The following is a 25,662-nucleotide window of genomic DNA, read 5'->3' as shown; positions in this document are numbered from 1 at the left end:
AAACGAACATACGTTCGACCTAAGACAGTTCCGGGTGATGCCCGGCTCAGACCCGAGCAGGGCCTCCGCCGACATGTCCGCATGTCCGACGTGCCGACCCGCGGCCAGATCGCCGTCAGATGTCCCTGCGGGCCTGCACGCGGCCCTCGGCGGCGGCCTCGGCCAGCTGGCGGTGGTCGTCCTCGTTGACGTCGGCACAGGCCTCGGCGTAGTCCGCGAGCGCGGTGTCGAAGGCCGCCGACGAGCCGAGGTACCCGGCGATCGCGATCCGGTCGCCGGAGCGCGCGTGCGCCCGGGCCAGGCACCAGGCGCACAGCCCGCCGTAGATCTCCAGCCCCTGGGGTCGCAGGTCGTCGATCTCGATCGACCCCTTCCAGTCCCGCAGTTGCCGGACGTAGAAGTCCCGCTCGACCCCGTCGACACCGGCGGTCCGCTGCCAGCCGAGGAAGATGTCGCTGGCCTGCTGCATGAGGCGCTGGCCGGCCACCACGCGCTGACCCTGGTTGACGTACCGGCTGCGGCCCACGAACTCCGCGTGGACCGAGGGGCCGGCCTCCTTGATCTGCAGCAGCAGCGGGTCGTCCTCGTCGCGGCCGACCAGCAGGACGACCCAGCAGCGGGTGCCCACGCTGCCCACGCCGACGACCTTGCGGGCCATGTCGACGAAGGTGTAGCGCTCCAGCAGGGTGCGGCGGTCGGACTGCAGCGAGCCGCGGTACTGCCGGATCAGGGTCTGGAAGGTCTCGATCGGGTTGTCGCCCTCCGCTCCGGGGGCGATGTCGCGCAGCGGTACGAGCAGCGGGGCCTCGGCCTTGATCCGCAGCCCTCCGTCGACCGCCTCGGTCAGCTTGCCGAACGCCTGTAGGGTGTCCCGCGTCCGCGCCCGCTCGAGCGCCCGGTCCAGGCGCTTGCGCGCGGCTGGTCCCAGCAGGGGAGCGAGCTCGGTGCGCATCTCGTCGGCGTCGATCCGCGAGTACCAGACCTCGATGTCCCGGGCGCCCGCGAACTCCGCCATGGCCGTGCGGTAGCGCGCCGCGGCGGCGAGGGTGAGGCCCCTGCGCTGCTTGCGGGACAGGCCGTTGTGCCGGCCGGCGATCTCCAGGCTGGCGACCAGCCGCTTGACGTCGTGCTCGAACGGCCCCGGCAGGGTCTCGTCGAAGTCGTTCGCGTCGAACACCAGCCGCCGCTCCGGCGAGCCGTACAGGCCGAAGTTGGCCGCGTGCGCGTCGCCGCACATCTGCACCGTCAAGCCGGACCGGGGCGCGCCGGCGAGGTCGGCGGCCATGACCCGTGCGGCGCCGCGGTAGTAGGCGAAGGGAGACTCCAGCATCCGCCCGTAGCGGATGGGGCCGAGCTCGGCCAGCCGGTCGGCCGCCTGCTGCTCGAGCAGGGTCAGCGGGTCGCGGGTGCGGGTCGCGCGCGGGGACTCGGCGTGGGCGTCGAGGGGGGCGACGGCGCGCAGTGCCTTGCCCGCGGCCCGCCGCTCGCGCGGGGTGGGTCGCGCGGACGGGACGGCGTCGCGGAGGGGACGCGCGTCGCGGGACGCCGTGGTCGCGGTCAGCACGTCGCGCTCATCTCGTCGACGAGGCTCCGGGCGTCGGAGAGGAGGACCCCGACCGAGGAGGCGAGGGCGCCCAGGGTCTGCGCGGAGGCGTCGGCCTGCGCCGTGTCGAGGGCCGAGCGCACCGAGTCGGCGTCGGCCTGCACGCGGTCGACGTCGTCGGCGTACTCCGCCCCGGCGTCCGTACGGACCTGCGCCAGGGCGCTCTCCACCGAGTCGAACGCCGTGCTCACGCCGGCGGTGCCCTCCTGGACGACGTTGACGTCGCCCAGTGCGGCGACCGACGACCGCAGCTCGTCGGCGGCCTGGCACACCGCCGCGCTGGACGCCGCCGACGACGACGCCGCGGTCGTCGATGCGGCCTCCGACGGCGAGGACGAGTTCGAGCACGCGGTGAGCGCCGCCGCGACGACGGCGGCCCCGATCCCGGCTGCGCAGCTGAGCCTCATGACGCGACGGTGCCCGTCCGGCCGGGGGTGCTGCGTCATCCAGGGGGGATGAGGTCACGGTCCCCGCCGGGGGCGAGTCTCGGGCCCTGGACTGCGACCCGGGGGAGGATCGAGATGACCGCTGACGTCTCCAGTCCCTATGCGACCGCGCCCCCGGGACGCAGGGGGGCCCGGATCGCGGTCGGGCTGCTCGGCCTGGTGGTCGTGGCCGTGGGGATCGCCCTGCTGTTCAACCCCGTGGCGGCCGCGCGCAGCCTGGCGCTGCTGCTCGGCCTGGCCTTCGTCGTCGGCGGCCTGCTCGAGATCGCCGCCGGGTGGGACTCCGAGCGGCACCGGTGGGGGTCGGTCGTGCTCGGTGCCGTGCTGGTGGTCGGCGGGATCCTGGCCGCGGTCTGGCCGGGCATCACCCTGTGGTCGCTGGTGCTGATCACCGGGCTGTCCCTGATCGTCCACGGGGCCGGCCGGGCGGGCCTCGCCGTCGTCGGGCGGGACGAGATCCCGGGCTGGGGATGGCTGCTCGCGCTCGGCGTCGTCAACGTCGTCGTCGGCGTGCTGGCCATCGCCTGGCCGCAGGCGACCGTGCTCGTGCTGTGCGTCGTCTTCGGCGTGCAGGTCCTCTTCCTCGGCCTGGTGCTGATGGCCGCCGCGTTCTGGCGCCCGGCGACCGAGCCGGGCCTCTCGTCGACGAGCTGAGCAGTCGACGAGCTGAGCAGTCGTCGCGCCGGCCGGGCCGGCGCGCACCGACCGACCGTGCACCGACCAACACCGACCAACGCAGAGGAGTCGACATGCCAGGACTGCTGCGGGGCATGGCCCGCACCGCCGTCGTCGCCGGCACGGCCACCGCCGTGTCCAACCGCGTCTCCCGCCGCCAGGCCGGGCGGTGGGCCGAGCAGCAGGCCCGGTACGCGCCCGAGCCGCAGTACGCCGAGCCGGCGGCCCCGCCGCGCACGGACACCAACACCAAGCTGGCCCAGCTGCGCGAGCTGGCCCAGCTCCGGGACTCCGGCGTCCTCGACGACGCCGAGTTCGAGCTCCAGAAGAGCCAGATCCTCAACTCCTGACCCCGGACCGCCCGGTCCGGTCGCGCACACCAGAGGAGAAGTCGATGGCCACCATGACCGTCTGGAAGTTCCCGACCGCCCACGGCGCGGACAGGGCCGAGGCGACCCTCAGGGACCTGCAGCGCAGGGAACTGATCAAGATCCACGATGCCGCGGTCGTCAGCTACCCCGAGGGAGCGAGGAAGCCGAAGACGCGTCAGCTCACCAACCTCGCGGGCGCCGGGGCCCTCGGCGGCGCCTTCTGGGGCATGCTCTTCGGCCTCATCTTCTTCATCCCGCTGCTGGGCATGGCGATCGGTGCGGCGATGGGGGCCCTGACCGGCAGCATGGCCGACGTCGGCATCGACGACTCCTTCATCCGCCGGATGCGCGACGAGATCCAGCCGGGGACCTCCGCGCTGTTCGTCCTGTCGTCCGACGCCGTGGTGGACAAGGTCAAGGAGGCGTTCGCGGGCCAGCAGATGGTTCTGGTCGAGACCAACCTCAGCCATGACCAGGAGGAGAAGCTGCGCGACGTGTTCGCGGAGGAGCAGGTGACGCCCGCACCGCGGACGCCGGCACCCACGAGCTGAGCGCGACCACGGGCCGGGGCCCGGCTGCTGCGGCAGTCGGGCCCTGTGCGTGCACTGCCCGGTCCGACCGGCGGAGTCCCGCAGCTCCGCGTGGAGGGCCCGCGGGCGGCGTCGTCCTCCGCGGGTGAGGTGTGCGCCGAGCGGTCCTGGTTGCGTCGACGTCGCGTGGACCGGGCGGGTCGCTGGCCCGGTCGCCGAGGTCGAACGCGACCTCGTGCCGGCGGTCGACCCGTCGCTGTACCGGCCCTCGGGGGATGGACCGACACCGAGATCCTGTGCACCAGCTCGCGCTCCACTCCATCGACGTGACCCAGGCCCGGCAGCTGTACCCCGACCGGGAAGCGCTCGACCAGCTCGACACCACCACCCGCTTCGTCGTCTCCGAGCCGCTGCGTGAGCTCCGGGAGCGTGGCCCGAGGTGCCGGAGGCGGCGTGGGCGCTGGTGCGCGACGGTCATCAGGAGATCCGGTCCTTCTCGCCGGTCGCCGGACCCTGACCGGGGTCCCCGGGGACACCTGGGTGGCGAGGAAGACGCCGAGCCCCCGGGGTCGAGGGGCAGCTGTGCACGGGGCGGACGTCGCCGGGGGGCAGTTCCTCGCCCGCCGGCGGGGGGCCGCCCACGGCCGCCTGTTCGCGCGCCGGCTGCTCCAGGCCGAGCCGGGTCCGCACGCGCGTGGCCCAGCGCTCGGGGGAGCGGTCGAACTCGGCGGCCAGGATCGTCGTCGTGACGAAGATGAACGCGACGCACAGCAGCCACCCGATCAGCGCGAGCGTCACGCCGAAGAGCCCGTACCGCAGGCTGTAGGTGGACATCAGCCGGGGCATGTAGACCGTGGTGGCCAGGGCGTAGACGCCCGCACAGCCGGCCGTGAGCGCCCCGGTCGGCAGGAGCCGGCGCCAGGAGACCCGCCGGTCCAGCAGGAGCCACGGGATGGACGTCCAGAGCAGCACGCTCCCGAGGACGGAGATCGTCCCGCTCACCGCCCAGCCGGCCGGCAGCGCGCCGACCAGCGTGCGGACCAGGAAGAGCAGGCTGATCTCCACCAGCAGGACGGCGAGGGCGAGGGCAGCGTTGAGCGATCCCCTGACCCCGCGGCGCGGCGGGAGCCGCCAGGCGTCCTGGTACATCCGCTGCATCCGCCGGGTCAGCGAGACGCCGGAGAAGACGAGCAGCACCACGCTGAACACGCCGGTCGAGGCGGTGGAGGGGTGCGCGAAGAGCTCGCGCACCGCGTCGGCGGCCGAACCCTCGAGGTGGAACTTGCGGACGAGCAGATCGGAGACCAGGTCGCGGTGTTCCGTCGGCGCCAGCCCGGAGGCGAGGAGGACCAGGGGGATCAACGCGGTGAATGCCTGGGCGGCGATGGCGGTCGCGCGGTCGATCCCCTGGAGGGCCACGAAGGAGCGGACGGAGCGGCCTGGCACCGTCGTCTCCAGCCGGCGCCCGGCCGTCCGGAGGTCGTGGACTGTCCGCATCCCGGCTCCCTCGTCGACGCGCACCCGGCGACGGCGGCGACGGCCGTGCCGACCCCCCGGCCCCGCCGGAGCCGACGGTAGGAGGCCACCGGTACCGACCGGCGTCCCCCCGCGCGGATGACGTGCGCCCGCCGGAGCCCCGGTGCCCGGTCGCCCGGAGCGGACGAGGCGCGGTCGGCGCGCGGGCAGGACGCTCGGCGCCGGACACGAGCGAGGAGGCGGCCATGCGGCGGGGTCGACGGCCGGCGAGCGGCAGGCGCTGAGGGCGCGGGCGGGCGACCGTGGAGGTGGCCGTCCTCGTCGTCGCCGCGGCGGTCTTCCTGTGGGGCGTGGTGTCGGCGCGGCTCGAGCGGGCGGACCTGAGCGCCCCGATCGTGTTCGTGGTGGTCGGCGCCGGTCTGGCAGCGGCCGGCCTGGTCGACGCCAGCGCCGCCCCGGAGACCCTCACGCCCCTCGTCGAGCTCACCCTCGTCTGGGTCCTGTTCGCCGATGCGGCCCGGGTCCGGGTCCACGACCTGCGCTCCGACGCCGGGCGGTACGTGCGGCTGCTGGCGGTGGGGCTGCCGCTGACCGTGGTGGCCGGCTGGGCACTGGCGGCGTGGCTGTTCCCCGGCCTCGGGCTCTGGCTCGCCCTGCTGGTGGGCGCAGCCCTGGCACCCACCGATGCCGCTCTGGGCCTGCCGGTGGTCACCAACCCGGCGGTGCCGTCCCGGGTGCGGCGGCTGATCAACGTGGAGAGCGGGCTCAACGACGGGATCGCCACGCCCGTCGTCCTGTTCGCCCTGGCCGGCGCCATCTCGACGGGGTCACGGGTGGAGGCCCCCGGGCTGGCGCAGGCGCTGCTCGAGTTGGCGATCGGCGTGGCCACCGGGGTGGCCGTCGGCGCGGCCGGCGGGTGGTCGCTGCGCCGGGCGCGGGACCGAGGGTGGGTGGCGGAGGACTTCGCAGGGCCCGCCGTGCTCGCGCTGGCCCTCGCGGCGTACGCCGCGGCGCTGGTCGTGCACGGCAACGGGTTCGTCGCGGCGTTCTGCGGCGGGCTGGCCTTCGGCGCCACGGTGGGCAGGCGCGGCCCCACCGAGCTGGCCTTCACCGAGCAGACCGGCGGCCTGCTCTCGCTGCTGGTGTGGTCGGCGTTCGGCGCCATCGCGGTACCGATCCTGTTCGACCGGGTGACGTGGTCGCTGGCCCTGTACGCGGTGCTCAGCCTGACCGCCGTGCGGATGGTCCCGGTGACGCTGGCCCTGACCGGCTCCGGGCTGGACCGGGTCACCGTGTCCTTCATCGGCTGGTTCGGGCCACGGGGCCTGGCGTCCCTGGTCTTCGCCCTGCTCGCGCTGGAGGAGCTGGGCCCGGCCGCCGACGAGGCCGTGGCCGTCATCGCGGGCACCGTGCTCCTCAGCGTCCTCGCACACGGGTCCAGCGCCGCGCCGCTGGCCGCGCGCTACGGCCGGAGCGCGGCGGCCCGCGGTCCGGAACGCGGCGGCGCTGTCCCCGACCTGCCGGTGCGGGGACTGCCGCGCCGTCGTCGAGCGCACCGCGGGGGAGCCGGGCGGCACGCCGCGGAGGTGGCGCAGCCCGACCCGCGGCCGGCTCAGGAGTGAGGCGCTCGGATCCGGCGAGTCCGGCCGGTCAGTGCACGAGCGCCTTGAGCGCGATCAGCCCGGCCCCGACGAGCGCCACGAGCGCGCCCTTGACCAGCGCCCGGTGCGGCGCCGCGCCGGCGAAGCGGGCCGCCCAGTACCCGTAGAAGCCGATCAGGCCCAGGCCCGTCCACTTCGCGATGGTGAAGGCGGTGTCGACGGCGAACAGCCCGAGCGCGGACAGCAGGAAGAAGAGGGCGGGGAACGCGACGCCGAAGCCGACCGCCCCGGCGTCCTCGGCCATGTGCCCGAACTGCGCCCGCGTCACCGGCCGGCGGGTGCTCGTCTCGACGCCCACGATCTCGCTGTAGATCTCGGCCAGCCCCACCGCCAGGGCGGTGCCGAGCAGCCACACGGTCATGACCCCCGGCGCCGGCGGGTGCTTCTCCAGCGCCACGACGAGCGCCAGCCCGATGATCGAGCCGTAGACCACCCTGCCGACCTGCCGGGACCCGAGGTGCTGTTGGAGGCTCGCCCGCATGCCGCGCAGCCTCGCTCCGCCCCACCGGCGGCGCACCGTCCCTGGAGGAGGATGTCCGCGGCCTCCGGGTCAGCCGACGGCCCCGGGGACGACGGCGAACAGCCGCTCGCGCACGGTCTCGCGCACCTGCAGGGTCTCCTCGATCCGGACGAGCTGCTCCTCGGACGCGGGCAGCTCGAACACGGTGCTGAGGAAGCGCGGCAGGTCCGCGCGGTAGTCGTGCTGCCACGCGCCGAACGCCCCGGAGGTCTGCGCGTTCTTCATGTCCACGAGGCTCTGGAAGAAGGTCGTCACCGGCCGCCACCGCATGGCCGGGGGGATGCCGCGCGGGCTGCCCGCCGCGACGGCCTGCGGGGTCGGTCGCGCGGGGCCCAGCCAGTCCGGGGGGTACCAGAGCAGGTCCTGGCCGAACTTCGTCACGCCGTCGTTGTCGTGGCTGAGCAGGACGAAGCGCGGCGAGCAGCCACGCCGCGCGACGACGTCGACGAGTTGCGCGTGGTCGTTGACGACGGCGACGGCGTCGGGGTCGACGTCGAGGCGGTTGCCGCGGGTGACCTCGCGCATCCAGCCGCTCCCGTACGGCGTCCCGATCCACAGCGCCCGGTCGATCCCCATCGCGTCCAGACCGAGCGTCCCCCAGTGCAGGAACACGTCCTGGCTCGTGTGCGCGCCGAGGCTCTCTCCGAACACCACCACGCGCGGACGGCGACCCGGGCGCTCCCGCAGGCGCTGGAGGACCCGCAGCCACAGCAACCGGTTCTGCTCCCGGGCCCGGGGCACCATGCCGAGCGACAGCGGCGACGGCCGGCGGGAGTACTGCAGGGCCACGGTCGCGACGTCGCCCAGCGCGAGGTACTGCAGGGCGGCGACGGCGACGTAGTTGACGTAGCCGGTGCCGGTCGGCGAGACGAGGACCAGCAGCGACCGGTCGAACGCGCCGGTCCGCTCCAGCTCCGCCATCGCGAGGTCCACCCGGGCCCGCGGGGTGGGGGCGTTGTCCAGCCCGACGTACACCTGCACGGGGGCGGCGAGTGCGGGCGTGCCCATGACGGTCTCGATCGACAGGTCCGGCACGCCCTCGGGTCGGTCGGCGACCGGCCGCGGGCGCACCGAGGCGAGCGCGTGCAGCCGGCCGTCGCGGCCCATGCCCTCCCAGGAGACGAGGCTGCCGGGGCCACCGCTGACCGTCGGCGGCACCCACCGGTCGCCCTCGCCCACCTCGAACACCGGGACGTCGGCCGCCGTCGTCGCCTCGATCCGCCGCATCGCCCGGTGCCACAGCGTCGAGACGCCGAGCCCCAGCCCGGCGAGGGCGCCCGCGTGGCCCGCCAGCCGCCACAACTCGGGCGGCCCGGGCAGGACCGCGGCCAGCCGGCGGGCGGCGAGGTCGCTGACGACGTGCTCGGCGTACCCGGCCGCGGCGAGGGACCCGACGATGCCCGACGCGACGGCCAGGGAGGACAGCGCCGGCGGACCCTCCGACTCGTCGGTGCTCCCGGTCGGCCGGTCCGCACGGATCCGGTCCAGCACGTAGGCCAGGCCCAGGCCGACGGGGACCGCCAGCGGGACGGCGGCCAGGCGCCCGCCGAGCCGGAGGCGGTCGTCGAGTGCGTGCGCGCCGAGCTGGGCGCCGCCGAGCAGCGCGCCGCTGAGGCCGGTCGCACCGAGCCGCCAGGCGGTCTGCCGCACGGCGCCCCGGAGCGGGTCATCGGCGCGCGGTGGCAGGGCCCGCAGCACGGCGAGCCCGACGGGCACCGCCGCGCAGTCGACCGCGATGGTGCCGGCGCGCCGGGCGGCCGGGGACGGTGTCCCGCGGACCAGGGTCCGGGCGGTGGCCTCGAGCACGTCCTGCGCCCCGACCGACAGCAGGTACTGCAGTCCCGTGGCCAGCCCGGTCACCAGGCCCTGGTCCAGTGCGCTCCGGGGGGACAGCGACCGCGCGAACGTGCCGGGGGCGGTCGCCGCCGCGAGGAGCAGGGCGACGTCCGGCGGGGAGCCCGGCCCCGGCAGCCGCACCGCTGACCGTCGTCCCGTCCGCACGCCAGCTCGCATGCCCGGGATGGTGGTCCCGGGCCGCCGTCCGCGACTCATCCTCCTGGTGCGAGTTCCGGCGGCGGGTGGATCCGTAGCGTCGGCCCTCCCCGGAGGGAGTGCGGAATGACGACCGAGCCGGCGACGAGGCCCCTGTCCGGCGAGCCCGACGTCGCCCCGCCGGTCGACGTCCCTGACGGGGCCGCGGGGCGTCCGGCCCGCCGGTGGACGCGGTGGCTGCCGCGCTACACCTGGAGCGGGACGGTGGGGGCGGTCCTGTTCGGCTGCAGCTCGCTCACCCCGTCGCTGCTGCCCCGGGGCTGGCTGCTGCAGGGCGTGATCGGCGGGGTGACCGCGGCGATCGGCTACGGCCTCGGGGTCGCCGTGGCCTGGTCCGTCGCGGAGGTCACCGACCGGCGGGTGTCCGCCCGGCTCCGCCGCCGCGCGTGGCAGGTCCTGGCCGTGGTCGGGCCGGCGCTCGTCCTGATCGCCCTGGGGTTCGGCGCGTACTGGCAGCGGGAGATCCACCTGCTCATGGGCGTCGAGCCGCCCGAGGGGTACTCCTCGATCGGCATCGTCGTCGTCGCGGTGGCGGTGTTCGCGCTCTTCGTCGCGATCGCGCGCGGGGTGGGGTGGCTGGCCCGCCGGCTGGTCCGCGGGTTCGGCCGGCTCCTGCCGCGGCGGCTGGCCCGGCCGCTCGGCGTCGTCGTGGTCACCGCCCTGGTGGTCTTCCTGCTCAACGGGGTCCTCTTCCAGGGCCTGGTCGGGGCCGCGAACTCCGCGTTCGGCGTCAAGGACGACGGCACGGAGGCCGGCGCCGTCCGCCCGACCGTCCCCGAGCGGTCCGGCGGCCCGGGCTCCCTGGTGCCGTGGGAGGACCTCGGCCTGCAGGGCCGCAACTTCGCCGGTGCGGGCCCGACCCCCGAGGAGCTCACCGCCTTCTCCGGCCGGCCGTCGCTCCAGCCGGTCCGCGCCTACGCCGGGCTGGCGTCGGCTGACGACGTCGCCGACCGCGCGGCGCTCGCCGTCCGGGACCTCCAGCGGGCCGGCGGCTTCGACCGGTCCGTCCTCGCGGTGGTCACCACGACCGGCACCGGCTGGGTCGACCCCGCGGCCAGCGCCGCACTGGAGTACGAGTTCAACGGCGACACCGCGATGGTGGCCGTGCAGTACTCGTACCTGCCCAGCTGGCTGTCCTTCCTCGTCGACCAGGCCAAGGCCCGGGACGCCGGCCGCGCGCTGTTCGACGCGGTGTACGGCACCTGGTCGCAGCTGCCCCCGGACGACCGGCCGCTGCTGCTGGTCTTCGGGGAGAGCCTGGGCACCTTCGGCGGGGAGGCCGCCTTCAGCGGGCTGGCCGACATCGAGAACCGCACCGCCGGCGTGGTGTGGGCGGGGCCGCCGAACTTCAACGAGCTGTGGCGCGGGCTCGTGGCCGACCGGGACGCCGGCTCGCCGGAGTGGCTCCCGGTGTACGACGAGGGCCGGACCGCGCGGTTCGCCGACGAGGCGCCCGACCTCGGGGCGCCGCCGGCACCGTGGGAGGAGCCCCGGGTCGCCTACCTGCAGAACGCCTCCGACCCGATCGTGTGGTGGTCGCCGCGCCTGCTCCTGTCCCGCCCCGACTGGCTCGAGGGCGAGCGGGGGCCGGACGTGTCGCCCGACATGTTCTGGCTGCCCGTGGTGACCTTCTGGCAGGTGACGGCCGACCTGGCGTTCTCGACCGGCGTGCCGGACGGCCACGGGCACAAGTACGAGGCCGACTACGTGGACGCGTGGGCGGAGGTGGCACAGCCGCCGGGCTGGACCGACGCCGACACCCAGCGGCTGCGGCAGCTCGTCGGTGACGGCTGACGGGACCGGCGTGACGACGTCCGCCGCCCTCCGCCGCCGGTACCGGGTGGTCTCGGGTGCCGTCGTCCTGACCCTCGTCGCGGTCAACCTCGTCGACCACCTGCTGCACCCGCCGTGGTGGGTGCGCGGGCTGGAGGGGGCCGCCCTGCTCGCCTGCGCCCGTGCCGACGGGCTCACCTGGGCGCAGCTCGGGCTGGGCCGCGACCGCCTGCGGTCGGGCTGCCGGTGGGCGCTGGGGGCGGTCGCCGTGGTGGCCGGCGTCTACGTCGTCGGGGTGCTGCTCCCGGCGACCCGGCCGGCGTTCCAGGACGACCGCTACGACCTGCCGCTGCCGCAGGCGCTGGGCACCGCGCTGCTGGTCATCCCGCTCGGCACGGTGGTCCTCGAGGAGATCGCCTTCCGCTCGGTGCTGTGGGGGGCGCTGTCCCGCCACTGCCGGCCGTGGCAGGTGCTGGTCACCACCTCCGTGCTCTTCGGGCTGTGGCACGTGCTCCCCGCACTGCACGTCGGCGGGACCAACCGCGGCGTCTCGAATGCCGTCGGGGGCGCGGGCAGCCCCGCGGTCGTCGTGGGCGCTGTCGTCCTGACCACGGTCGGCGGCCTGGTCTTCGGCGAGCTGCGCCGGCGCAGCGGCAGCGTGGTGGCCGCCGCCGGGGCGCACTGGGCGACCAACGCGCTCGGCGTCCTGTTCGGCCTGCTCGCCCGGCGCCTGGACGCCCCCGGCGGCTGACCTGCGCATCCCGCCGGTCATCCGCCGCGGGTGAGGCGTCGCGGCACGCCGGCCCGGGACCGTGGGCGGACCCGGGCCGGGCCACGAGGAGGTGCAGCGTGACGGTCGTCGCCGCAGGAGTCGCTCCGGACGAGGACGGCCTGCTGCCGGTCCCGCCGGGGGCGTCGTTCCTGGACCTGCTGGCCGGCCGGGTCGCCCGCGAGTACGGCGCGGACCCCGAGGAGGTGCGGGACCTGGCCGCGGCGGCGCTCGCGACGTTCGCCGGCGCCCGCGTGCAGGCCTTCGTCCCGATCCTGGTGGAGAAGCGCGTGCGGGACGCGTTCCGCACCCGCGGGACGGCCCGCTGAGCAGGGGCCGGCCCACGTCGTGAGGTGGTGGCCATGACACCGGTCCCCCCGGGCGTCCGTGCGCTGACCGGCTACCGCCGGGCGTGGCTGGTCAAGGACCTCGTGGCCGGGATCGTCCTGACCACGCTCCTCGTGCCGCAGGGGATGGCCTACGCCCAGCTGGCGGGGCTGCCGTCGATCACCGGCCTGTACACGACGATCACCTGCCTGCTCGCCTACGCGCTGTTCGGCCCGTCCCGCATCCTGGTGCTCGGGCCCGACTCCTCGCTCGGCCCGATGATCGCCGCGACGGTGCTGCCGCTGGTGGTCGCGGGCGGGGACCCGGAACGGGCGGTCGCGCTGGCCTCGATGCTGGCGCTGATGACCGCGGCGGTCATGCTCGCGGCCGGCTTCGCGGGGCTGGGCTTCGTCGCCGACCTGCTCTCGAAGCCGACCATGATCGGCTACATGAACGGGCTGGCGCTGACCATCCTGGTCGGCCAGCTGCCCAAGCTGCTCGGGTTCTCGGTCGACGCCGACGGGCTGATCGCGGAGTTCGCCGCCTTCGTCCAGGGAGTGGCGCGGGGCGAGACCGTGCCGGCCGCCGCGGCGGTCGGGATCGGCGGCATCGCGGTGGTCCTCGCCCTGCGGCAGTGGGCGCCCCGGGTGCCGGGGGTGCTGGTCATGGTGGTCCTCGCCATCGCGGTCAGCGGCGCCTTCGACCTGGGGGAGCGCGGCGTGAGCCTGGTCGGCGTCCTGCCGGAGGGGTTCCCGCCCCTGACGTTTCCCGCGGTCGCCTGGTCCGACGTCGCACCGCTGCTCGCCGGGGCGTTCGCGATCGCGCTGGTCTCCCTCGCGGACACCATCTCCACGGCGTCGTCGTTCGCCGAGCGCACCGGCCAGGAGGTGCGCGGCAACCAGGAGATGATCGGCATCGGGGCGGCGAACCTCGCCGCGGGCCTGTTCCAGGGCTTCCCGGTCAGCACGAGCGCCTCGCGCACGGCGGTGGCCGAGCGGGCCGGCATGCGGTCGCAGCTCACCGGCGTCACCGGCGCCGCGCTCATCATCGTGATGATCGTGTTCCTGCCCGGCCTGTTCCGGGACCTGCCCCAGTCCGCGCTGGCGGCCGTGGTGATCACTGCGTCGCTGTCGCTGGCCGACCTGCCGGGCACCGCGCGCCTGTGGCACCAGCGCCGGGTGGAGTTCAGCCTGTCGATCGTCGCGTTCGCCGGGGTGGCGCTGCTCGGCGTCCTGCCCGGCATCGCGATCGCGGTCGGCCTGTCCATCCTCAACGTCTTCCGCCGGGCCTGGCGGCCGTACCAGACGGTCCTCGGGCTGGCCGACGGCGTGGCCGGGTACCACGACGTCCGCTCCTACCCGGACGCGCGCCGGCTCCCCGGGCTGGTGATCTACCGGTTCGACGCACCGCTGTTCTTCGCCAACGCCAAGACCTTCCGCGACGAGGTCACCGCGATCGCCCGCAGCGACCCCGCGCCCCGGTGGATCCTGGTCGCCGCCGAGCCGATCACCGACGTCGACACCACGGCCGCCGACGTGCTGGAGGACCTCGACCGGCTGCTCGACGGGCGCGGGCAGTCGCTGGTGTTCGCCGAGCTCAAGGACCCGGTCCGCCGCAAGATCGAGCGCTACGGGCTGACCCACGAGATCCAGCCGCAGCACTTCTTCCCCACGGTGGAGGCCGCGGTGGACGCGTTCCGCCGGGAGACCGGCGCCACCTGGCCGGTGCCCCGGCCCGCGCCGGCCTCGGAGACCCTCGAGCCGCCCGCCCCGGAGGCCCTCGAGCCACCGACGCGGCCGTCCCCGTCCTGAGGGCCGGAACCTCGGCGTCCTGAGGGCCCGGACCTCGGCCCGGGCGGTCTCAGGCCTCAGGCCCCACTCTCAGGCCTCCGGCCCCACGGAGGCCGGCCGGTCCGGAGCCGGGACGGGAGGCGCGGGCGACCGGCCCATCGCCAGGTTCCACAGCGCCGCCCACTGCAGGCGCCCCCGCGGCGGCCGGATGCCCGGCCGCTCCCGCGGGAGCCGGACCCGCAGCGCCCCGGGGCGGACGGTGCAGCGGACGGGGGTCGACAGCCGCACCGTCTCGCCGTCGATGCCCACCGGCACCTCGGGGACGTCGGCGGTCACCACGACCTCGGCGGCCTCGGTGCCCTGCACCCCGCGCTGGTGGGCGCCCTGCAGCAGCCCGACCGCCTGCCGGGCGGTGTCCACCCGGACCGCGATCACGCCGAGCACCCCGCGGTCGAGGCGGGACCGCCGGCCCATCCCGGCCAGGTCGGAGTCCTCGTAGGGGTTGTTGCTCACCAGCACCGCCTGCGGCCCGTCCACGACCAGCTCGCCGGCCACGGCCTGCAGGTGGGCCCCGCGCCGGTGGCTCAGCAGGTCGGGGAGCGCCTCCAGGGTGGTGCCGCGCTTGTCGTCGCGGTAGGCGGGGTTCTCGACGATCTCCGCGTACGCGCCGAAGGAGGCGTTGTTGACGAACGGCCGCCCGTTGACCTCACCGAGGTCGATCCGGGCCTCCACGCCGTCGCGCAGCGCGTCGAGGCAGCGGCTGGGGTCCTCGCGGTCCAGCCCGAGGTCGAGGGCGAAGTGGTTGCGCGTGCCGGCGCTGACGACCAGGAAGGGGACGTCGTGCTCGGCCGCGACCTGCGCCACCAGCGCCTGCGTGCCGTCGCCTCCGGCCACGCCGAGCAGGTCCGCGCCGCGGGCGAGGGCGTCCCGGGCCAGCTGCTGGACGTCGGTGCCGGGCCGGTCGAGCAGCGCCACCTCCGCGCCGAGCTCCTCGGCCTGCTCCCGCAGCCGGAACCGGCCGACCTTGCCGCCCCCGGAGCGCGGGTTCATCAGCACGAACGGCCGCTGGGGTGCCGGGACCTCGGTGATCGGCAGCGCCCACTCCGACCGGTCCGGGTGCAGCGCGGTGCGGGCGGCCGCCACGCCGGCGGCCTGCAGGACGGCGGCGACCACGGCCACCCACAGCAGGTCGGCGGCGGCGAAGACCACGACCAGCACCACCGGTGTGGCCACGGCCAGGGCGAGGGCCAGCCAGCGCACCGGCCCGCGGTGCAGCAGGAACCAGAACAGGGAGGCCACGACGAGGGCGGCGCCCGCCGCGGTCAGGAGCACCAGCCACAGGCCGCCGTCCCCGGCGAAGGCCAGGAGGAGGACGAACGCCGCCGCGACCAGGGCCAGGGACGCTCGCGCCCACCACCGCCGGGCATGCACCGAAGCCACCACGCACCTCCCGGGGCCGCCGTCCGGCGATGGTCCCGCTCCGGGGCGCACCGGCTGCTCACCCTCCCCGGACGGTTCCCGCTCCGTCTCCGTCCTCGGCCGCCGCGTCGCGGGCGGCCCGCCGCCACTCGCTCGGGCTGGTGCCGAAGCGCTCGTGGAACCACCGGGTGAACGCGCTCGGTGCCCGGAAGCCGAGTAGCTGGGAGACCTCGGTCAGTGAGTACCGGTCGGCGGGCAGGTAGCGCTCGACCAGCCGGGCCCGGGTGGCGTGCAGGACCGCGGAGAAGGTCTGCCCCTCGTCGGCCAGGGCGTGCTGCAGCGCCCTCGGGCGCAGCCCGAGGTGCCGGCTCACCTCGTCCATCGAGCAGCGTCCCAGCGGCAGCAGCAGCTGCACCGCCTCCGCCACCTGGACGGCGGCGGTCGGCTCCGCGGGCGCGACCACGGTGTGCAGGAACTGCTGGGCGTAGGGCCGCACGGACGGGTCGGACGTGACGACCGGGGCGCTCAGGTCGCGCGCGGGCAGCACGAGTCCCGTGACCGCCTGGTCGAACCGCACGTCCGGGCCGAACAGGGCGCGGTACGGCTCCGGGTCCTCGGGCGCGGGGTGGGCGAAGGTGGCCGCGAGGGGCTTCCAGTCCGCGCCGACCAGCATGCGGACGACGCCCAGGGCGGCGCCCATGACCAGGTCGAGCGCCTGCCCGACCGGTACCGGCTCGCCGAACTCGAGCCACACCGCCACCGTGGCCGCGCCGTCGACCTGGTCGAGGCGCAGGTGCAGCGCCTCGTTGTAGGCGCGCTCGTACCGGATCAGCAGGTCGATGGCGCTGCGCAGGTCCGGCTCGTCGCGGAGGACCACGCTGATCGGGCCGAGGGTGCCCAGCCGGCGGAGCCCGGCCAGGCGCAGGGCGAAGTCCGCGCGACCCGATCCCCGGGCGGAGAGCTCGAGGAGGCGGGCCACCGGGGCGGCGGGGACCCACCGGTCCGGGACGTCGAGGTCGGCGAGGTCCAGCCCCACCCGGGCCGTCAGGTCCGCCGGGTCCAGCCCCAGCGACCGGGCCAGGCCGGCGTACCCGGTGAGCGAGGCCGTCCGGACGCGTGGGCGCATGGCCGTTCCCCCTCCGCGATGCGCCAAAAGGTAAGGAGCCGGACCTGATGCGTAAAGCCCATGACGCCGCGCCTGGCTAGCGTGGACGCGGTCGGATGGCGGGCGACCGAGTCAGGTGTCCCACCGCCCCTCGGCCCGTGCACCCCCCCGGGAGGACCGATGCCGTCTCCCTCCGGTGCAGTCGGCCCGGACGTCCTGCGCCCCCGCGCGGCTTCCGACGGGGGAGCAGGCGCCGTGACGGGACCCCTGCCGGACGGGTCCCGGGTTCTCGGCGACCGCGACCTCGAACTGCTGCGGCACCTGGCGGCGGGCCGGTCGACGCGCGAGATCGCCGTGGGGATGTCGGTCACGAGGAACACCGTCCGCACCCGGATCCGCCGGGTCCGGCGCAAGCTCGCGGTCACCGCGCGTAGCGGGATGGTCGACGAGGCCCGCGAGCTCGGCGTCATCTGAGCGGTCGCGCGGCGCTGCTCGGCCGCCGGGTCGCGACGCCCGCGGTTCCTGCTCACACTGGGTGCAGCCCCGCCGGGCGGGCGACAGAGGGCCCCCGGGTCCGTGGCGCGTCCGCCTGGCGGGGTCCGGCACGGGGCGGGCCCTCCCGGGAGGGCTCAGCGGAGGCCGGCCGCGACCTTCTGCGCGGCCGCGGTCACGGCCCGCCCGACCCGCTCGGCGTCGGCGCCCTCGTCGACGAAGACCACCGCGAGCGCGGCGCGGGCACCGCCGTCGGGGCCGAGCACCGGCGCGGCGATCGACCGGATGCCGGGGATCACCTCGCCGTGGGAGCTGGCCCAGCCGACCCGGCGCGCCTCGGTCAGCGCGGCACGGTCCTCGGGGGACGGCGCGTCGGGCATGAGCAGCGCCAGCCCGGGCGCGCCCCGGCCGACGGGGTGGCGGGTGCCGGGGCGGTACACGATGTGCGCGGCGGTGTCCTGCGGCTCGACGCTGGTCACGGTGACCGCCTCGTCCCCGGTGCGGACCACCAGGAAGGCGGTCATGCCCAGCTCGGCGACCAGCTCGTTCAGCCGGGGCAGCGCGGCGGCCTGGAGGTCGGTCCGCACGCCGCGGGCCAGCCCGGCGACGCCCAGACCCAGCCAGTAGTGCCCGACGGCGTCCCGCTCGACGAGCTGGTGGTCCTCCAGCGTCCGGAGCAGCCGGTAGGTGATCGACCGGTGCAGGCCCAGCGCCTGGCCGATGTCGGCGATCGGCTGCGGGGTGCCCACGGCGGCGAGGTGCTCGAGGATCCGGATCCCGCGGTCCAACGTCTGCGACTGGGGCGTTCCCCCGCCGTCCTCTGCCGCCATCGCCGTCCTCCCGGAGTCGTCCGCTGGTCCAGCCTACGGTCGCCCTCAGGGGCCGCGGCGGAGGCGCAGGACCGGGGTGGACCGGCGTTCGGCCGGGCTGGTCCACTGCTCCGCCGGGTGCGACGGGCGGGGCTCCACCGATCGGCGGCGGCGTGCACGGTCCCGACAGGTGCATGGTCCCGACACAGGAGGAGCGTGGGCATGGCATTCGACTTCACGGGCAGGACGGCCCTCGTCACCGGCGCGGCATCGGGCATCGGCCGGGCCGTCGCGCTGCAGCTCGCCGCGGGCGGGGCGAGCATCGTCGCGAACGACCTCTCGCAGGAGGGCACGGACGGGCTCGTCGCGCAGATCGTCTCGGCGGGCGGCAGGGCGGTCGCAGCGGTCGGCGACGTCACCGACCCCGGGCAGGTGGAGTCCGCGGTCGCGCTCGCGGTCAGCGAGTTCGGTGGACTGCACCTCGCGGTCAACAACGCCGGGATCGGTGGGCCGAGGGGCGACGTCGCCGACATCGACGTCGACGGCTACCGCGCGCTCATGGCCGTCAACCTCGACTCGGTGTTCTTCGGGCTCAAGTACGAGATCCCGCCGATGCTCGAGGCCGGAGGCGGGGCGATCGTCAACGTGTCGTCGATCCTCGGGCTCGTCGGCACCCCGGCGTCGCTGCCGTACGTCGCCGCGAAGCACGGCGTGGCGGGCATGACGAAGGCGGCGGCCCTCGGCTACGCCGCTCGCGGCATCCGGGTCAACTCCGTGCACCCGGGCTACATCGAGACCCCGCTGCTGCGGCAGGTGCCCGCCGAGCTGTACGACGCCCTGGCGGGTCGGCACCCGATCGGCAGGCTGGGCACCGCGGAGGAGGTGGCGGAGGTGGTCACGTTCCTGCTGTCGGATGCGGCGGCGTTCGTCACGGGAGCGCAGTACACCGTCGACGGCGGCTACACGGCGCAGTAGCAGCCGGGTACGGCTGGGGACGACGCGGCGGCGCCCCGGCACCGGGAGGTGTCGGGGCGCCGCCGCCGGGTGCCCTCAGCCGTTGACCACCTGGGGGACCGCGACCGACTTGAGGCCCTCCACGCCGAACTCCAGCCCGTACCCGGACCGCTTGACCCCGCCGAAGGGGACCATCGGGTGCACACCGCCGTGGGAGTTGATCCAGACCGTGCCGGCCTCCAGCCGGGCCGCCACGGCGCGGGCTGCCTCCCGGTCGCCGCTCCACACCGAGGCGCCGAGGCCGACGTCGAGCCCGTTGGCCATGGCGACCGCCTCGTCGAGGTCCTCGAAGCGCACGATCGGCAGCGCGGGACCGAACTGCTCCTCGGCCACCAGCGGGTTGTCGTCGTCGACGTCGGCCACGATCGTCGCGGGGTAGAAGTGGCCGGGGGCCTCGGGGTCGGGGTCGCCGCCGAGCAGGACCTTGGCGCCGGCCTCGCGGGCGGCCTCGACCAGCCGCGCGACGACCTCGTACTGCGCGCGGTTCTGCAGCGGGCCCAGCACGTTCCGCTCGTCCAGTCCGCGGCCCATCGGCATCGCCCTCGCCACGTCGACCAGCGCCGCGCACACCTCGTCGTACACGTCGTCGTGCACGTACAGCCGCTTGAGGGCGGCGCAGGTCTGGCCGGTGTTGATGAACGCACCCCAGAACAGGTCCTCGGCGATGGCGCGCGGGTCGGCGTCGGGCAGCACGATGCCGGCGTCGTTGCCACCGAGCTCCAGGGTCAGCCGCTTCACCGTGTCGGCCGAGCTGCGGATGATGGCCTGCCCGGTGGCGGTGGAGCCGGTGAACATCAGCTTGTCCACGCCGGGGTGGGCCGACAGCCGGGCGCCCACCTCCCGCTCGCCGGCGACGACGCTCAGCACGTCGGCGGGGAGCACGCCGTTCAGGACCTCGACGAGGGCCAGCACGCTCAGCGGGGTGTACTCCGAGGGCTTGACCACCACGGTGTTGCCCATGCGCAGGGCCGGGGCGACCTGCCAGACCGTGATCATCATCGGCCAGTTCCACGGACCGATGGCGCCGACCACGCCGACCGGGCGGTAGCGCAGCACCGCGGAGGTCTCCCCGTCGTCGACCACGGTCCCGCCGGGCAGCTCGATGGCGGCGGTCGCGCGCAGCCAGGCGGCGCAGGCGCCGACCTCGAAACGCGCGTTGGGGCCGTTGAGCGGCTTGCCCTGCTCGCGGGAGAGCAGCTCGGCCAGCGGTTCGGCCGCCGCCTCGACCGCGTCCGCCGCGCGCAGCAGCAGCTCGACGCGGTCGGCGTCGGCGCGGGCCGCCCAGGCCGGCTGCGCCGCGCGGGCGGAGGCGACGGCGCGGTCGAGGTCGTCGGTGGAGCGCAGCGCCACCCGGCCCACGACCTCGCCGGTCGCCGGGTCGAGGACCGCGCGGCCGGCGGGGTCGGTGACGGCGGCCAGCAGGCTCTCGTACGGAGTCAATCCGATGTCCTTCGGTGTGGTGGGGGAGGGGGAGCTCACGGCGTCGGCTCGATCCGGCCGGACACCTCGCCGAAGGCGATGCGGGTGCCGTCGGGCCCGGGCGCGGTGGCGGTGATGGTGACCTCGTCGCCGTCCTCGAGGAACGTGCGGGTGGTGCCGTCGGCGAGGGTCAGCGGCTCCGTGCCGCCCCACGAGAGCTCGATGAACGAGCCGCGCTGGTCCCTGCCGGGGCCGGAGACGGTGCCCGAGGCGTAGAGGTCGCCGGTGCGCAGGGAGGCGCCGTTGACCGTCATGTGCGCGAGCTGCTGGGCCGGGGTCCAGTACAGCTGGCCGAACGGCGGGCAGCTGATGAGCTCGCCGTTGAGCCGGACCTCGAGGGTGAGGTCGAGCCCCCAGGGGTGCTCGGCGTCGTCGAGGTAGGGCAGCAGCGGCACGTCGCGGGCCGGGGCGGCCACCCGGGCCGCCTCCAGTGCGGCCAGCGGCACCACCCACGGCGACACCGAGGTGAGGAAGGACTTGCCGAGGAACGGGCCCAGCGGCACGTACTCCCACGCCTGCAGGTCGCGGGCCGACCAGTCGTTGACCAGGCAGACGCCGAACACGTGCTGGCCGAAGTCGGCCACCGGCACCGGCCGGCCCAGCTCGGACGGCGTCCCGACGACGAAGCCGACCTCGGCCTCGATGTCCAGCCGCTGCGACGGGCCGAAGGTGGGCGCGTCGTCGGCCGGCGCCTTGCGCTGCCCGCTGGGGCGGAGCACGGGGGTGCCCGAGACCTGCACGGTGCCCGAGCGCCCGTGGTAGCCGATCGGCAGGTGCTTCCAGTTGGGCGTCAGCGCCGCGGAGTCCGGGCGGAACATCCGGCCGAGGTTCTCCGCGTGGTGCTGGGAGCTGTAGAAGTCGACGTAGTCGGCGACCTCCACCGGCAGGTGCAGCGTCACCTCGGACCGCGGCACGAGATGCGGCTCGACCGCCTCCCGGTGCGCGGCGTCGGTGAACCAGTCGGTCAGCTGCTCCCGCAGCTGCGCCCAGGCCTGCGGCCCGCGGGCCATGAACGCGTTGAGCGAGCCGGTGGCGTGCACGTCGTCCCCGGTGGCGGCGGCCAGGTCGAGCACGTGCTCGCCGATGGCGACCCCCGTGCGCGGTGCGGTGCCGGCGGTGGAGAAGACGCCGTAGGGCAGGTTGGCCAGGCCGAAGCCGGTGCCGGGCGGGAGGTCCAGCCAGCTCCCTCTCGGGGTCCCCGCGGAGACGTGGAGCGCCGGCGGAGCGTCGTCGTGGGGGTTTCTCATGCCGACGGCCCCCGGCCCGACCAGCTCCAGGCGTACTTCCCGTCGTCCGAGGCGGTGCCGGCCTCGCCGAGGTCCAGCGGGCGGAAGGTGTCCACCATGACGGCGGTCTCGTCGAAGAACTCGACGCCGAGGGACTTCTCGACCGCGCCCGGCTGCGGGCCGTGGCTGTGGCCGCCCGGGTGCAGGGAGATCGAGCCCTTGCCGATGCCCGAGCCCTTGCGCGCCTCGTAGTCGCCGTCGACGTAGAACATGACCTCGTCGGAGTCGACGTTGGAGTGGTAGTAGGGCACCGGCACCGAGAGCGGGTGGTAGTCCACCTTGCGCGGCACGAAGTTGCAGATCACGAAGTTGGCGCCCTCGAACACCTGGTGCACCGGCGGCGGCTGGTGCACCCGGCCGGTGATCGGCTCGAAGTCGGCGATGTTGAACGCGTAGGGGTACAGGCAGCCGTCCCAGCCGACCACGTCGAACGGGTGCTCCGGGACGACGTGGATCGTGCCGGCCAGCCCGCCCGGGCCGTTGCCGCGGTGCTTGACGTAGACCTCGACGTCGGTGCCCTCACCGAGCAGCGGTTCGGCCGGGCCGCGCAGGTCGCGCTCGCAGTACGGGGCGTGCTCGAGGAACTGCCCGTACCGGGACAGGTAGCGCTTGGGCGGGCTGATGTGGCTGTTGGCCTCGACGGCGTAGGTGCGCAGCGGCTCGCTGCCGGTCGGGATCCAGCGGTGCGTCGTCGTCCGCGGGATGGCGAGGTAGTCGCCCTGCGCCACGTCGATGGCGCCGAACACCGTCTCCACGGTGGCGGATCCGCGCTCGACGTAGACGCACTCGTCGCCGGTCGCGTTGCGGTAGTACGGCGAGGGCAGCGACGACACCGCGTAGGAGATGCGGACGTCGGCGTTGCCCAGCACCAGCCGGCGGCCGGTCACCGGGTCGACGGCCTTGTGCTCCTCGCCGGGGAACAGGTCGTGCAGCCTCAGGTGCCGGGGCACCAGCGGCGCGTTCGGGGTGAGCGACTGGTCGGGCAGCTGCCACGGGCGGGCGTCGACGATCGCCGACGGGACGCCGCGGTGGTACAGCAACGACGAGTCCGAGGAGAAGCCCTCCTCACCGACCAGTTCCTCGTAGTACAGCCCGCCGTCGGGACGACGGTGCTGGGTGTGCCGCTTCGGCGGGATGCTGCCCACCTGCCGGTAGAACGCCATCGGGTGTGCCTCCTCTTCTCAGGCCGGGACGGGGGTCGGGACGGGGCGGGCGAGCAACCGGGCCACGGCGGGCGCGACGTCGGCGGTGCGGGTGAGGACGGCGGCCACGTGACCGTCCGGGCGCAGCACCCAGACCTCGTCGGGCCGGGCGCCGAGGGCCTCCCGGAGCACGGGGCCGGGATCGAGGTCGCGGATGCGGTGCACCGCCACCGGCAGTGGGAGGACCTCCTTGCCCCCCGCCACTCTCGAGCTCGCGGCGGGCCCCTGCGAGGAGGCCGGCGGCAGCGCCGGGACCTCCGCGTCGTCCCCCACGAGCGCGGTGACGCCCTCGCGGACGAGCTGGCGCAGCCGGACGACGTCCGGCCGGCCGGCCACGGTGACCGGGCAGTCGGGCACCAGGACGCCGGGCGCGGGGACGGGGACGTCGCCGCGGGCGGGGCGGCCCGGGAACGGCCGGCGCTCGTCGGGGGTGGTGAGCGGGGAGTCGACGTACCAGAACGGCTCGGCCAGCCGGCCGGAGTCGACCTGCGCCCGGGCGGCGGGGTCGGTGGCGGCCCGCTCCAGGACGTCGAGCCGGTGCCGGGCCTCGGCCTCGCTGCCGGGCACCAGGAACCGCATGGTCGCCCCGGTGACCTCGATGTTCTCCAGCGCCGCGGCGTGCCGCTCGGCGTGGTAGCTGTCCAGCAGCGACTCCGGCGCCCACCCGCGCAGGACGAAGGCGATCTTCCAGGCGGCGTTCTCGGCGTCGAGCACGCCGGAGTTCAGCCCGCGGGCGCCGAAGGGGGAGACCAGGTGCGCCGCGTCGCCGGCGACGAGCACCCGGCCGACCCGCATCCGGTCGACCACCCGGGAGTGGAAGCGGTAGACCGACTTCCACACGATCTCGTAGGGCCGATCGCCGATGACCTGGCGGATGCGCCGGTCCAGCCCGCCCGAGGCCTCCTCGGTGGCGAGGTCGAAGTCCGGCGGCACCTGCCAGTCGATGCGGAAGGTGGAGTCCGGGCAGGGGTGGATGAGCACCTGGCGGCCCGGGTTCCACACCGGGTCGAAGTAGAAGCGGCGCTCGGTCTCCCACCCGGGCAGGTCGGTGCGGATGTCGCAGATGAGGAAGTGGTCGTCGAACGTCTCGCCGTCGAAGGTGAGCCCGAGGGCCGACCGCACCTCGTCGCTGCGGGGGCCGGGGCAGGCCACCGCGTACGAGCCGCGCACCGACCGGCCGTCCGCGCAGGTCAGCGTGACGCCCGCGTCGTCCTGCCGGATGCCGGTGACCCGGTGCCCCCAGCGCACGTCGATGAGGGGCTCGGCGGCGATGCGCTCGTCGAGCAGCCGCTCGGTCTCGCACTGGGAGATGTTCACGAACGGCGGGAACGGGGAGCGCCCGCGGTCGGCGAACCGGAAGCTGAACAGCTCGGTGTCGTGGTGGAAGGTGCGCGCCGTCGTCCAGGTGACGCCGCGGCGGGCCACCTCGGCGCCGACGCCGACGGCGTCCCACACGTCGAGGACGTCGCGCTGCTGGCAGATCGCCTTGCTGCCGATGGCGTCGCGCTCGGCACGGCCGTCGAGGACGACGACCCGCAGGCCCCAGCGGGCCAGCAGCAGCGCGGTGGTCTGGCCGACCGGGCCGGCGCCCACGACCAGCACGGGGAGGTCGGGGGTCATCGGGGATCCTCACCCTGCAGCTCGTCCCAGACCTGGCGGTCGCGCTCGGCGGTCCAGATCACGGGGCGCTCGATGCCGGAGAACTCGTCCCACAGCCGCTGGACGTCGAACGGCAGGCAGTGCTCGAAGATCGGCCACGTGCCGTACTGGGGGGCCAGCGCCTCGTGGGTGGCGGCGAAGGCGTCCTTGAGGGTGCCGCCGGAGCGGTGCGCCTCGCCGACGGTGCGCTGCATGGTGAGCAGGAAGTCGCGGGTCTGCTCGATGGCGGCGTCCACCTGGTCGCGGCCGCGGGCGATGGCGCCCCGGCCGCCGACCAGCTGCCGCGCACCGAGGGCCTTGACGCGGTCGAGGGTCCCGGCGGCCCAGTCGAAGTGGAACGCGTCGCCGGTGTAGAGCGCCGCCTGGGACTCCACCAGGTCGCCGGCGAAGACGATCTCCTGCTTGGGCAGCCAGGCGACGATGTCGCCCTCGGTGTGCCCGCGGCCGAGGAACTCCAGGACCAGCTCGCCCCGGTCGCCGCCGAGCTCGATGGTCAGCTTGTCGCGGAAGGTCATGGTCGGCCAGGTGAGGCCGGGGATGGACTCGGGCTCCTCGAACAGCCGCGGCATCCGGCCGTACTCGCTCTCCCAGTCCTGCTGGCCGCGCTCCTCGATGAGGTGCCTGGTCTGCTCGGAGCTGACGATCACCTCGGCGTCGAACGCGCTGGCACCCAGCACGCGGACGGCGTGGTAGTGGCTGAGCACCAGGTAGCGCACCGGCTTGTCGGTGTGCTCGCGCAGCTTGGCCAGCCAGCGGCGGGCGGCGACCGGGGTGGCCAGCGCCTCGAAGCAGACGAGGAAGTCCTCGCCCTCGATGGCACCGAGGTTCGGGTCGCCCTCCGCGGTCAGCGCGTACACGCCGTCGGCGAGCACCTCGAGGGTCTGTTCCTTCACGCCCAGGTCGGCGGAGGAGGCGAAGGGCTTCGCGGCCATGGGTCGGTCTCCCGGGGGGTGTGTGTTCGATAAACGAATGCAACGTTCTCTTACCGACTCGAACGGTACGCGGCTGTGGTCGCCGACACAACCCCCGCGGCCGTTCTCCCGGATGCGATCGGCGCCTGGAGACGACGGCGCCCGGGGGGGGGGGGGGGGGGGGGGGGGGGGGCGGGGGGGGGGGGGGGGGGGGTGGGGGGGGGGGGGGGGGGGGGGGGGGGGGGGGGGGGGGGGGGGGGGGGGGGGGGGGGGGGGGGGGGGGGGGGGGGGGG

The 25,662-nt window shown here is 75.3% G+C and carries 23 protein-coding genes; 10 read left to right on the top strand and 13 right to left on the bottom strand.

Features of this window, described 5'->3' with window-relative positions; genetic code table 11:
- Positions 1–115 precede the first annotated feature (115 nt).
- Both ACI78Q_RS06660 and ACI78Q_RS06655 read right to left on the bottom strand, forming a co-directional pair.
- On the bottom strand, positions 116–1,564 hold the full coding sequence (locus ACI78Q_RS06660) for a DUF2252 domain-containing protein (protein ID WP_456922537.1): 1,449 nt from the start codon (positions 1,562–1,564) through the stop codon (positions 116–118).
- Complete coding sequence (locus ACI78Q_RS06655; RefSeq protein WP_456922536.1) at positions 1,558–2,010, bottom strand: hypothetical protein; 453 nt, start codon at positions 2,008–2,010, stop codon at positions 1,558–1,560. The genes ACI78Q_RS06660 and ACI78Q_RS06655 overlap by 7 nt, the downstream gene beginning before the upstream one ends.
- Before the next feature lie 114 nt (positions 2,011–2,124).
- Between ACI78Q_RS06655 and ACI78Q_RS06650 the strand changes: the two genes are divergently transcribed.
- The 3 genes from ACI78Q_RS06650 (at position 2,125) to ACI78Q_RS06640 (ending at position 3,646) form a co-directional block, all read left to right on the top strand.
- On the top strand, positions 2,125–2,703 hold the full coding sequence (locus ACI78Q_RS06650) for an HdeD family acid-resistance protein (protein WP_456922535.1): 579 nt from the start codon (positions 2,125–2,127) through the stop codon (positions 2,701–2,703).
- A 95-nt stretch (positions 2,704–2,798) separates the two neighbouring features.
- Entirely contained in the window at positions 2,799–3,074 is a 276-nt protein-coding gene (locus tag ACI78Q_RS06645; RefSeq protein ID WP_456922534.1) for an SHOCT domain-containing protein, read from the top strand.
- 44 nt (positions 3,075–3,118) lie between these two features.
- Positions 3,119–3,646, top strand: coding sequence for a DUF1269 domain-containing protein (locus ACI78Q_RS06640; protein ID WP_456922533.1), 528 nt, complete (start codon positions 3,119–3,121; stop codon positions 3,644–3,646).
- 456 nt (positions 3,647–4,102) lie between these two features.
- Here ACI78Q_RS06640 and ACI78Q_RS06635 read toward each other — a convergent pair whose 3' ends face one another.
- The gene (locus ACI78Q_RS06635) at positions 4,103–5,122 is read right to left on the bottom strand and encodes a YhjD/YihY/BrkB family envelope integrity protein (RefSeq protein ID WP_456922532.1); all 1,020 of its coding nucleotides are present in this window, start codon (positions 5,120–5,122) and stop codon (positions 4,103–4,105) included.
- A gap of 281 nt (positions 5,123–5,403) precedes the next feature.
- Here ACI78Q_RS06635 and ACI78Q_RS06630 point away from each other — a divergent pair, with 281 nt between their 5' ends.
- Positions 5,404–6,723, top strand: a complete 1,320-nt coding sequence (locus ACI78Q_RS06630; RefSeq protein ID WP_456922531.1) for a cation:proton antiporter — start codon at positions 5,404–5,406, stop codon at positions 6,721–6,723.
- A 28-nt stretch (positions 6,724–6,751) separates the two neighbouring features.
- On the opposite strand, the gene ACI78Q_RS06625 is transcribed toward ACI78Q_RS06630, so the two are convergent.
- Together ACI78Q_RS06625 and ACI78Q_RS06620 are read right to left on the bottom strand one after the other, a co-directional pair.
- Positions 6,752–7,243 carry a hypothetical protein gene (locus ACI78Q_RS06625; protein WP_456922530.1) on the bottom strand — a complete coding sequence of 164 codons (492 nt, stop codon included), beginning with the start codon at positions 7,241–7,243 and terminating at the stop codon, positions 6,752–6,754.
- A 69-nt stretch (positions 7,244–7,312) separates the two neighbouring features.
- Positions 7,313–9,295, bottom strand: coding sequence for an alpha/beta-hydrolase family protein (locus ACI78Q_RS06620; protein ID WP_456922529.1), 1,983 nt, complete (start codon positions 9,293–9,295; stop codon positions 7,313–7,315).
- A 105-nt stretch (positions 9,296–9,400) separates the two neighbouring features.
- Here ACI78Q_RS06620 and ACI78Q_RS06615 point away from each other — a divergent pair, with 105 nt between their 5' ends.
- The 4 genes from ACI78Q_RS06615 (at position 9,401) to ACI78Q_RS06600 (ending at position 14,014) form a co-directional block, all read left to right on the top strand.
- Complete coding sequence (locus ACI78Q_RS06615; protein ID WP_456922528.1) at positions 9,401–11,128, top strand: alpha/beta hydrolase; 1,728 nt, start codon at positions 9,401–9,403, stop codon at positions 11,126–11,128.
- Between the two features lie 10 nt (positions 11,129–11,138).
- Positions 11,139–11,858 carry a CPBP family intramembrane glutamic endopeptidase gene (locus ACI78Q_RS06610; RefSeq protein WP_456922527.1) on the top strand — a complete coding sequence of 240 codons (720 nt, stop codon included), beginning with the start codon at positions 11,139–11,141 and terminating at the stop codon, positions 11,856–11,858.
- Positions 11,859–11,956: 98 nt separating this feature from the next.
- Positions 11,957–12,205, top strand: a complete 249-nt coding sequence (locus ACI78Q_RS06605; RefSeq protein ID WP_456922526.1) for a three-helix bundle dimerization domain-containing protein — start codon at positions 11,957–11,959, stop codon at positions 12,203–12,205.
- 33 nt (positions 12,206–12,238) lie between these two features.
- A complete protein-coding gene (locus ACI78Q_RS06600) occupies positions 12,239–14,014 on the top strand; it encodes a SulP family inorganic anion transporter (RefSeq protein WP_456922525.1) in 1,776 nt (591 codons plus the stop codon).
- A gap of 69 nt (positions 14,015–14,083) precedes the next feature.
- On the opposite strand, the gene ACI78Q_RS06595 is transcribed toward ACI78Q_RS06600, so the two are convergent.
- On the bottom strand, positions 14,084–15,433 hold the full coding sequence (locus ACI78Q_RS06595) for a diacylglycerol/lipid kinase family protein (protein ID WP_456922524.1): 1,350 nt from the start codon (positions 15,431–15,433) through the stop codon (positions 14,084–14,086).
- A 58-nt stretch (positions 15,434–15,491) separates the two neighbouring features.
- Positions 15,492–16,538: an AraC family transcriptional regulator gene (locus ACI78Q_RS06590; protein WP_456922523.1), complete on the bottom strand. Its 1,047-nt coding sequence runs from the start codon at positions 16,536–16,538 to the stop codon at positions 15,492–15,494.
- A gap of 234 nt (positions 16,539–16,772) precedes the next feature.
- Between ACI78Q_RS06590 and ACI78Q_RS06585 the strand changes: the two genes are divergently transcribed.
- A complete protein-coding gene (locus ACI78Q_RS06585) occupies positions 16,773–16,991 on the top strand; it encodes a LuxR C-terminal-related transcriptional regulator (RefSeq protein WP_456922522.1) in 219 nt (72 codons plus the stop codon).
- 155 nt (positions 16,992–17,146) lie between these two features.
- Here the strand turns inward: ACI78Q_RS06585 and ACI78Q_RS06580 are convergent, their stop codons facing one another.
- The gene (locus tag ACI78Q_RS06580; RefSeq protein ID WP_456922521.1) at positions 17,147–17,839 is read right to left on the bottom strand and encodes an IclR family transcriptional regulator; all 693 of its coding nucleotides are present in this window, start codon (positions 17,837–17,839) and stop codon (positions 17,147–17,149) included.
- A gap of 201 nt (positions 17,840–18,040) precedes the next feature.
- Between ACI78Q_RS06580 and ACI78Q_RS06575 the strand changes: the two genes are divergently transcribed.
- Complete coding sequence (locus ACI78Q_RS06575; RefSeq protein WP_456922520.1) at positions 18,041–18,793, top strand: SDR family NAD(P)-dependent oxidoreductase; 753 nt, start codon at positions 18,041–18,043, stop codon at positions 18,791–18,793.
- 75 nt (positions 18,794–18,868) lie between these two features.
- Here ACI78Q_RS06575 and ACI78Q_RS06570 read toward each other — a convergent pair whose 3' ends face one another.
- From ACI78Q_RS06570 to ACI78Q_RS06550, 5 genes are read right to left on the bottom strand one after another with little or no spacing between them, the layout of a single operon-like run.
- Positions 18,869–20,272 (bottom strand): aldehyde dehydrogenase family protein, encoded by a 1,404-nt coding sequence (locus ACI78Q_RS06570; protein WP_456922519.1) that lies wholly within the window; start codon positions 20,270–20,272, stop codon positions 18,869–18,871.
- Positions 20,273–20,307: 35 nt separating this feature from the next.
- On the bottom strand, positions 20,308–21,558 hold the full coding sequence (gene fahA / locus ACI78Q_RS06565; RefSeq protein ID WP_456922518.1) for a fumarylacetoacetase: 1,251 nt from the start codon (positions 21,556–21,558) through the stop codon (positions 20,308–20,310).
- The gene (locus ACI78Q_RS06560; protein WP_456922517.1) at positions 21,555–22,760 is read right to left on the bottom strand and encodes a cupin domain-containing protein; all 1,206 of its coding nucleotides are present in this window, start codon (positions 22,758–22,760) and stop codon (positions 21,555–21,557) included. The genes fahA and ACI78Q_RS06560 overlap by 4 nt, the downstream gene beginning before the upstream one ends.
- 18 nt (positions 22,761–22,778) lie before the next feature.
- Complete coding sequence (locus ACI78Q_RS06555; protein ID WP_456922516.1) at positions 22,779–24,419, bottom strand: FAD-dependent monooxygenase; 1,641 nt, start codon at positions 24,417–24,419, stop codon at positions 22,779–22,781.
- The gene (locus ACI78Q_RS06550) at positions 24,416–25,390 is read right to left on the bottom strand and encodes an MBL fold metallo-hydrolase (RefSeq protein ID WP_456922515.1); all 975 of its coding nucleotides are present in this window, start codon (positions 25,388–25,390) and stop codon (positions 24,416–24,418) included. The genes ACI78Q_RS06555 and ACI78Q_RS06550 overlap by 4 nt, the downstream gene beginning before the upstream one ends.
- Positions 25,391–25,662: the final 272 nt, after the last annotated feature.

The sequence above is a fragment of the Geodermatophilus sp. SYSU D00705 genome (assembly GCF_054050135.1).
The sequence above is the reverse complement of the archived record's forward strand: the minus strand, read 5'-3'. Positions and strand labels throughout refer to the sequence as shown.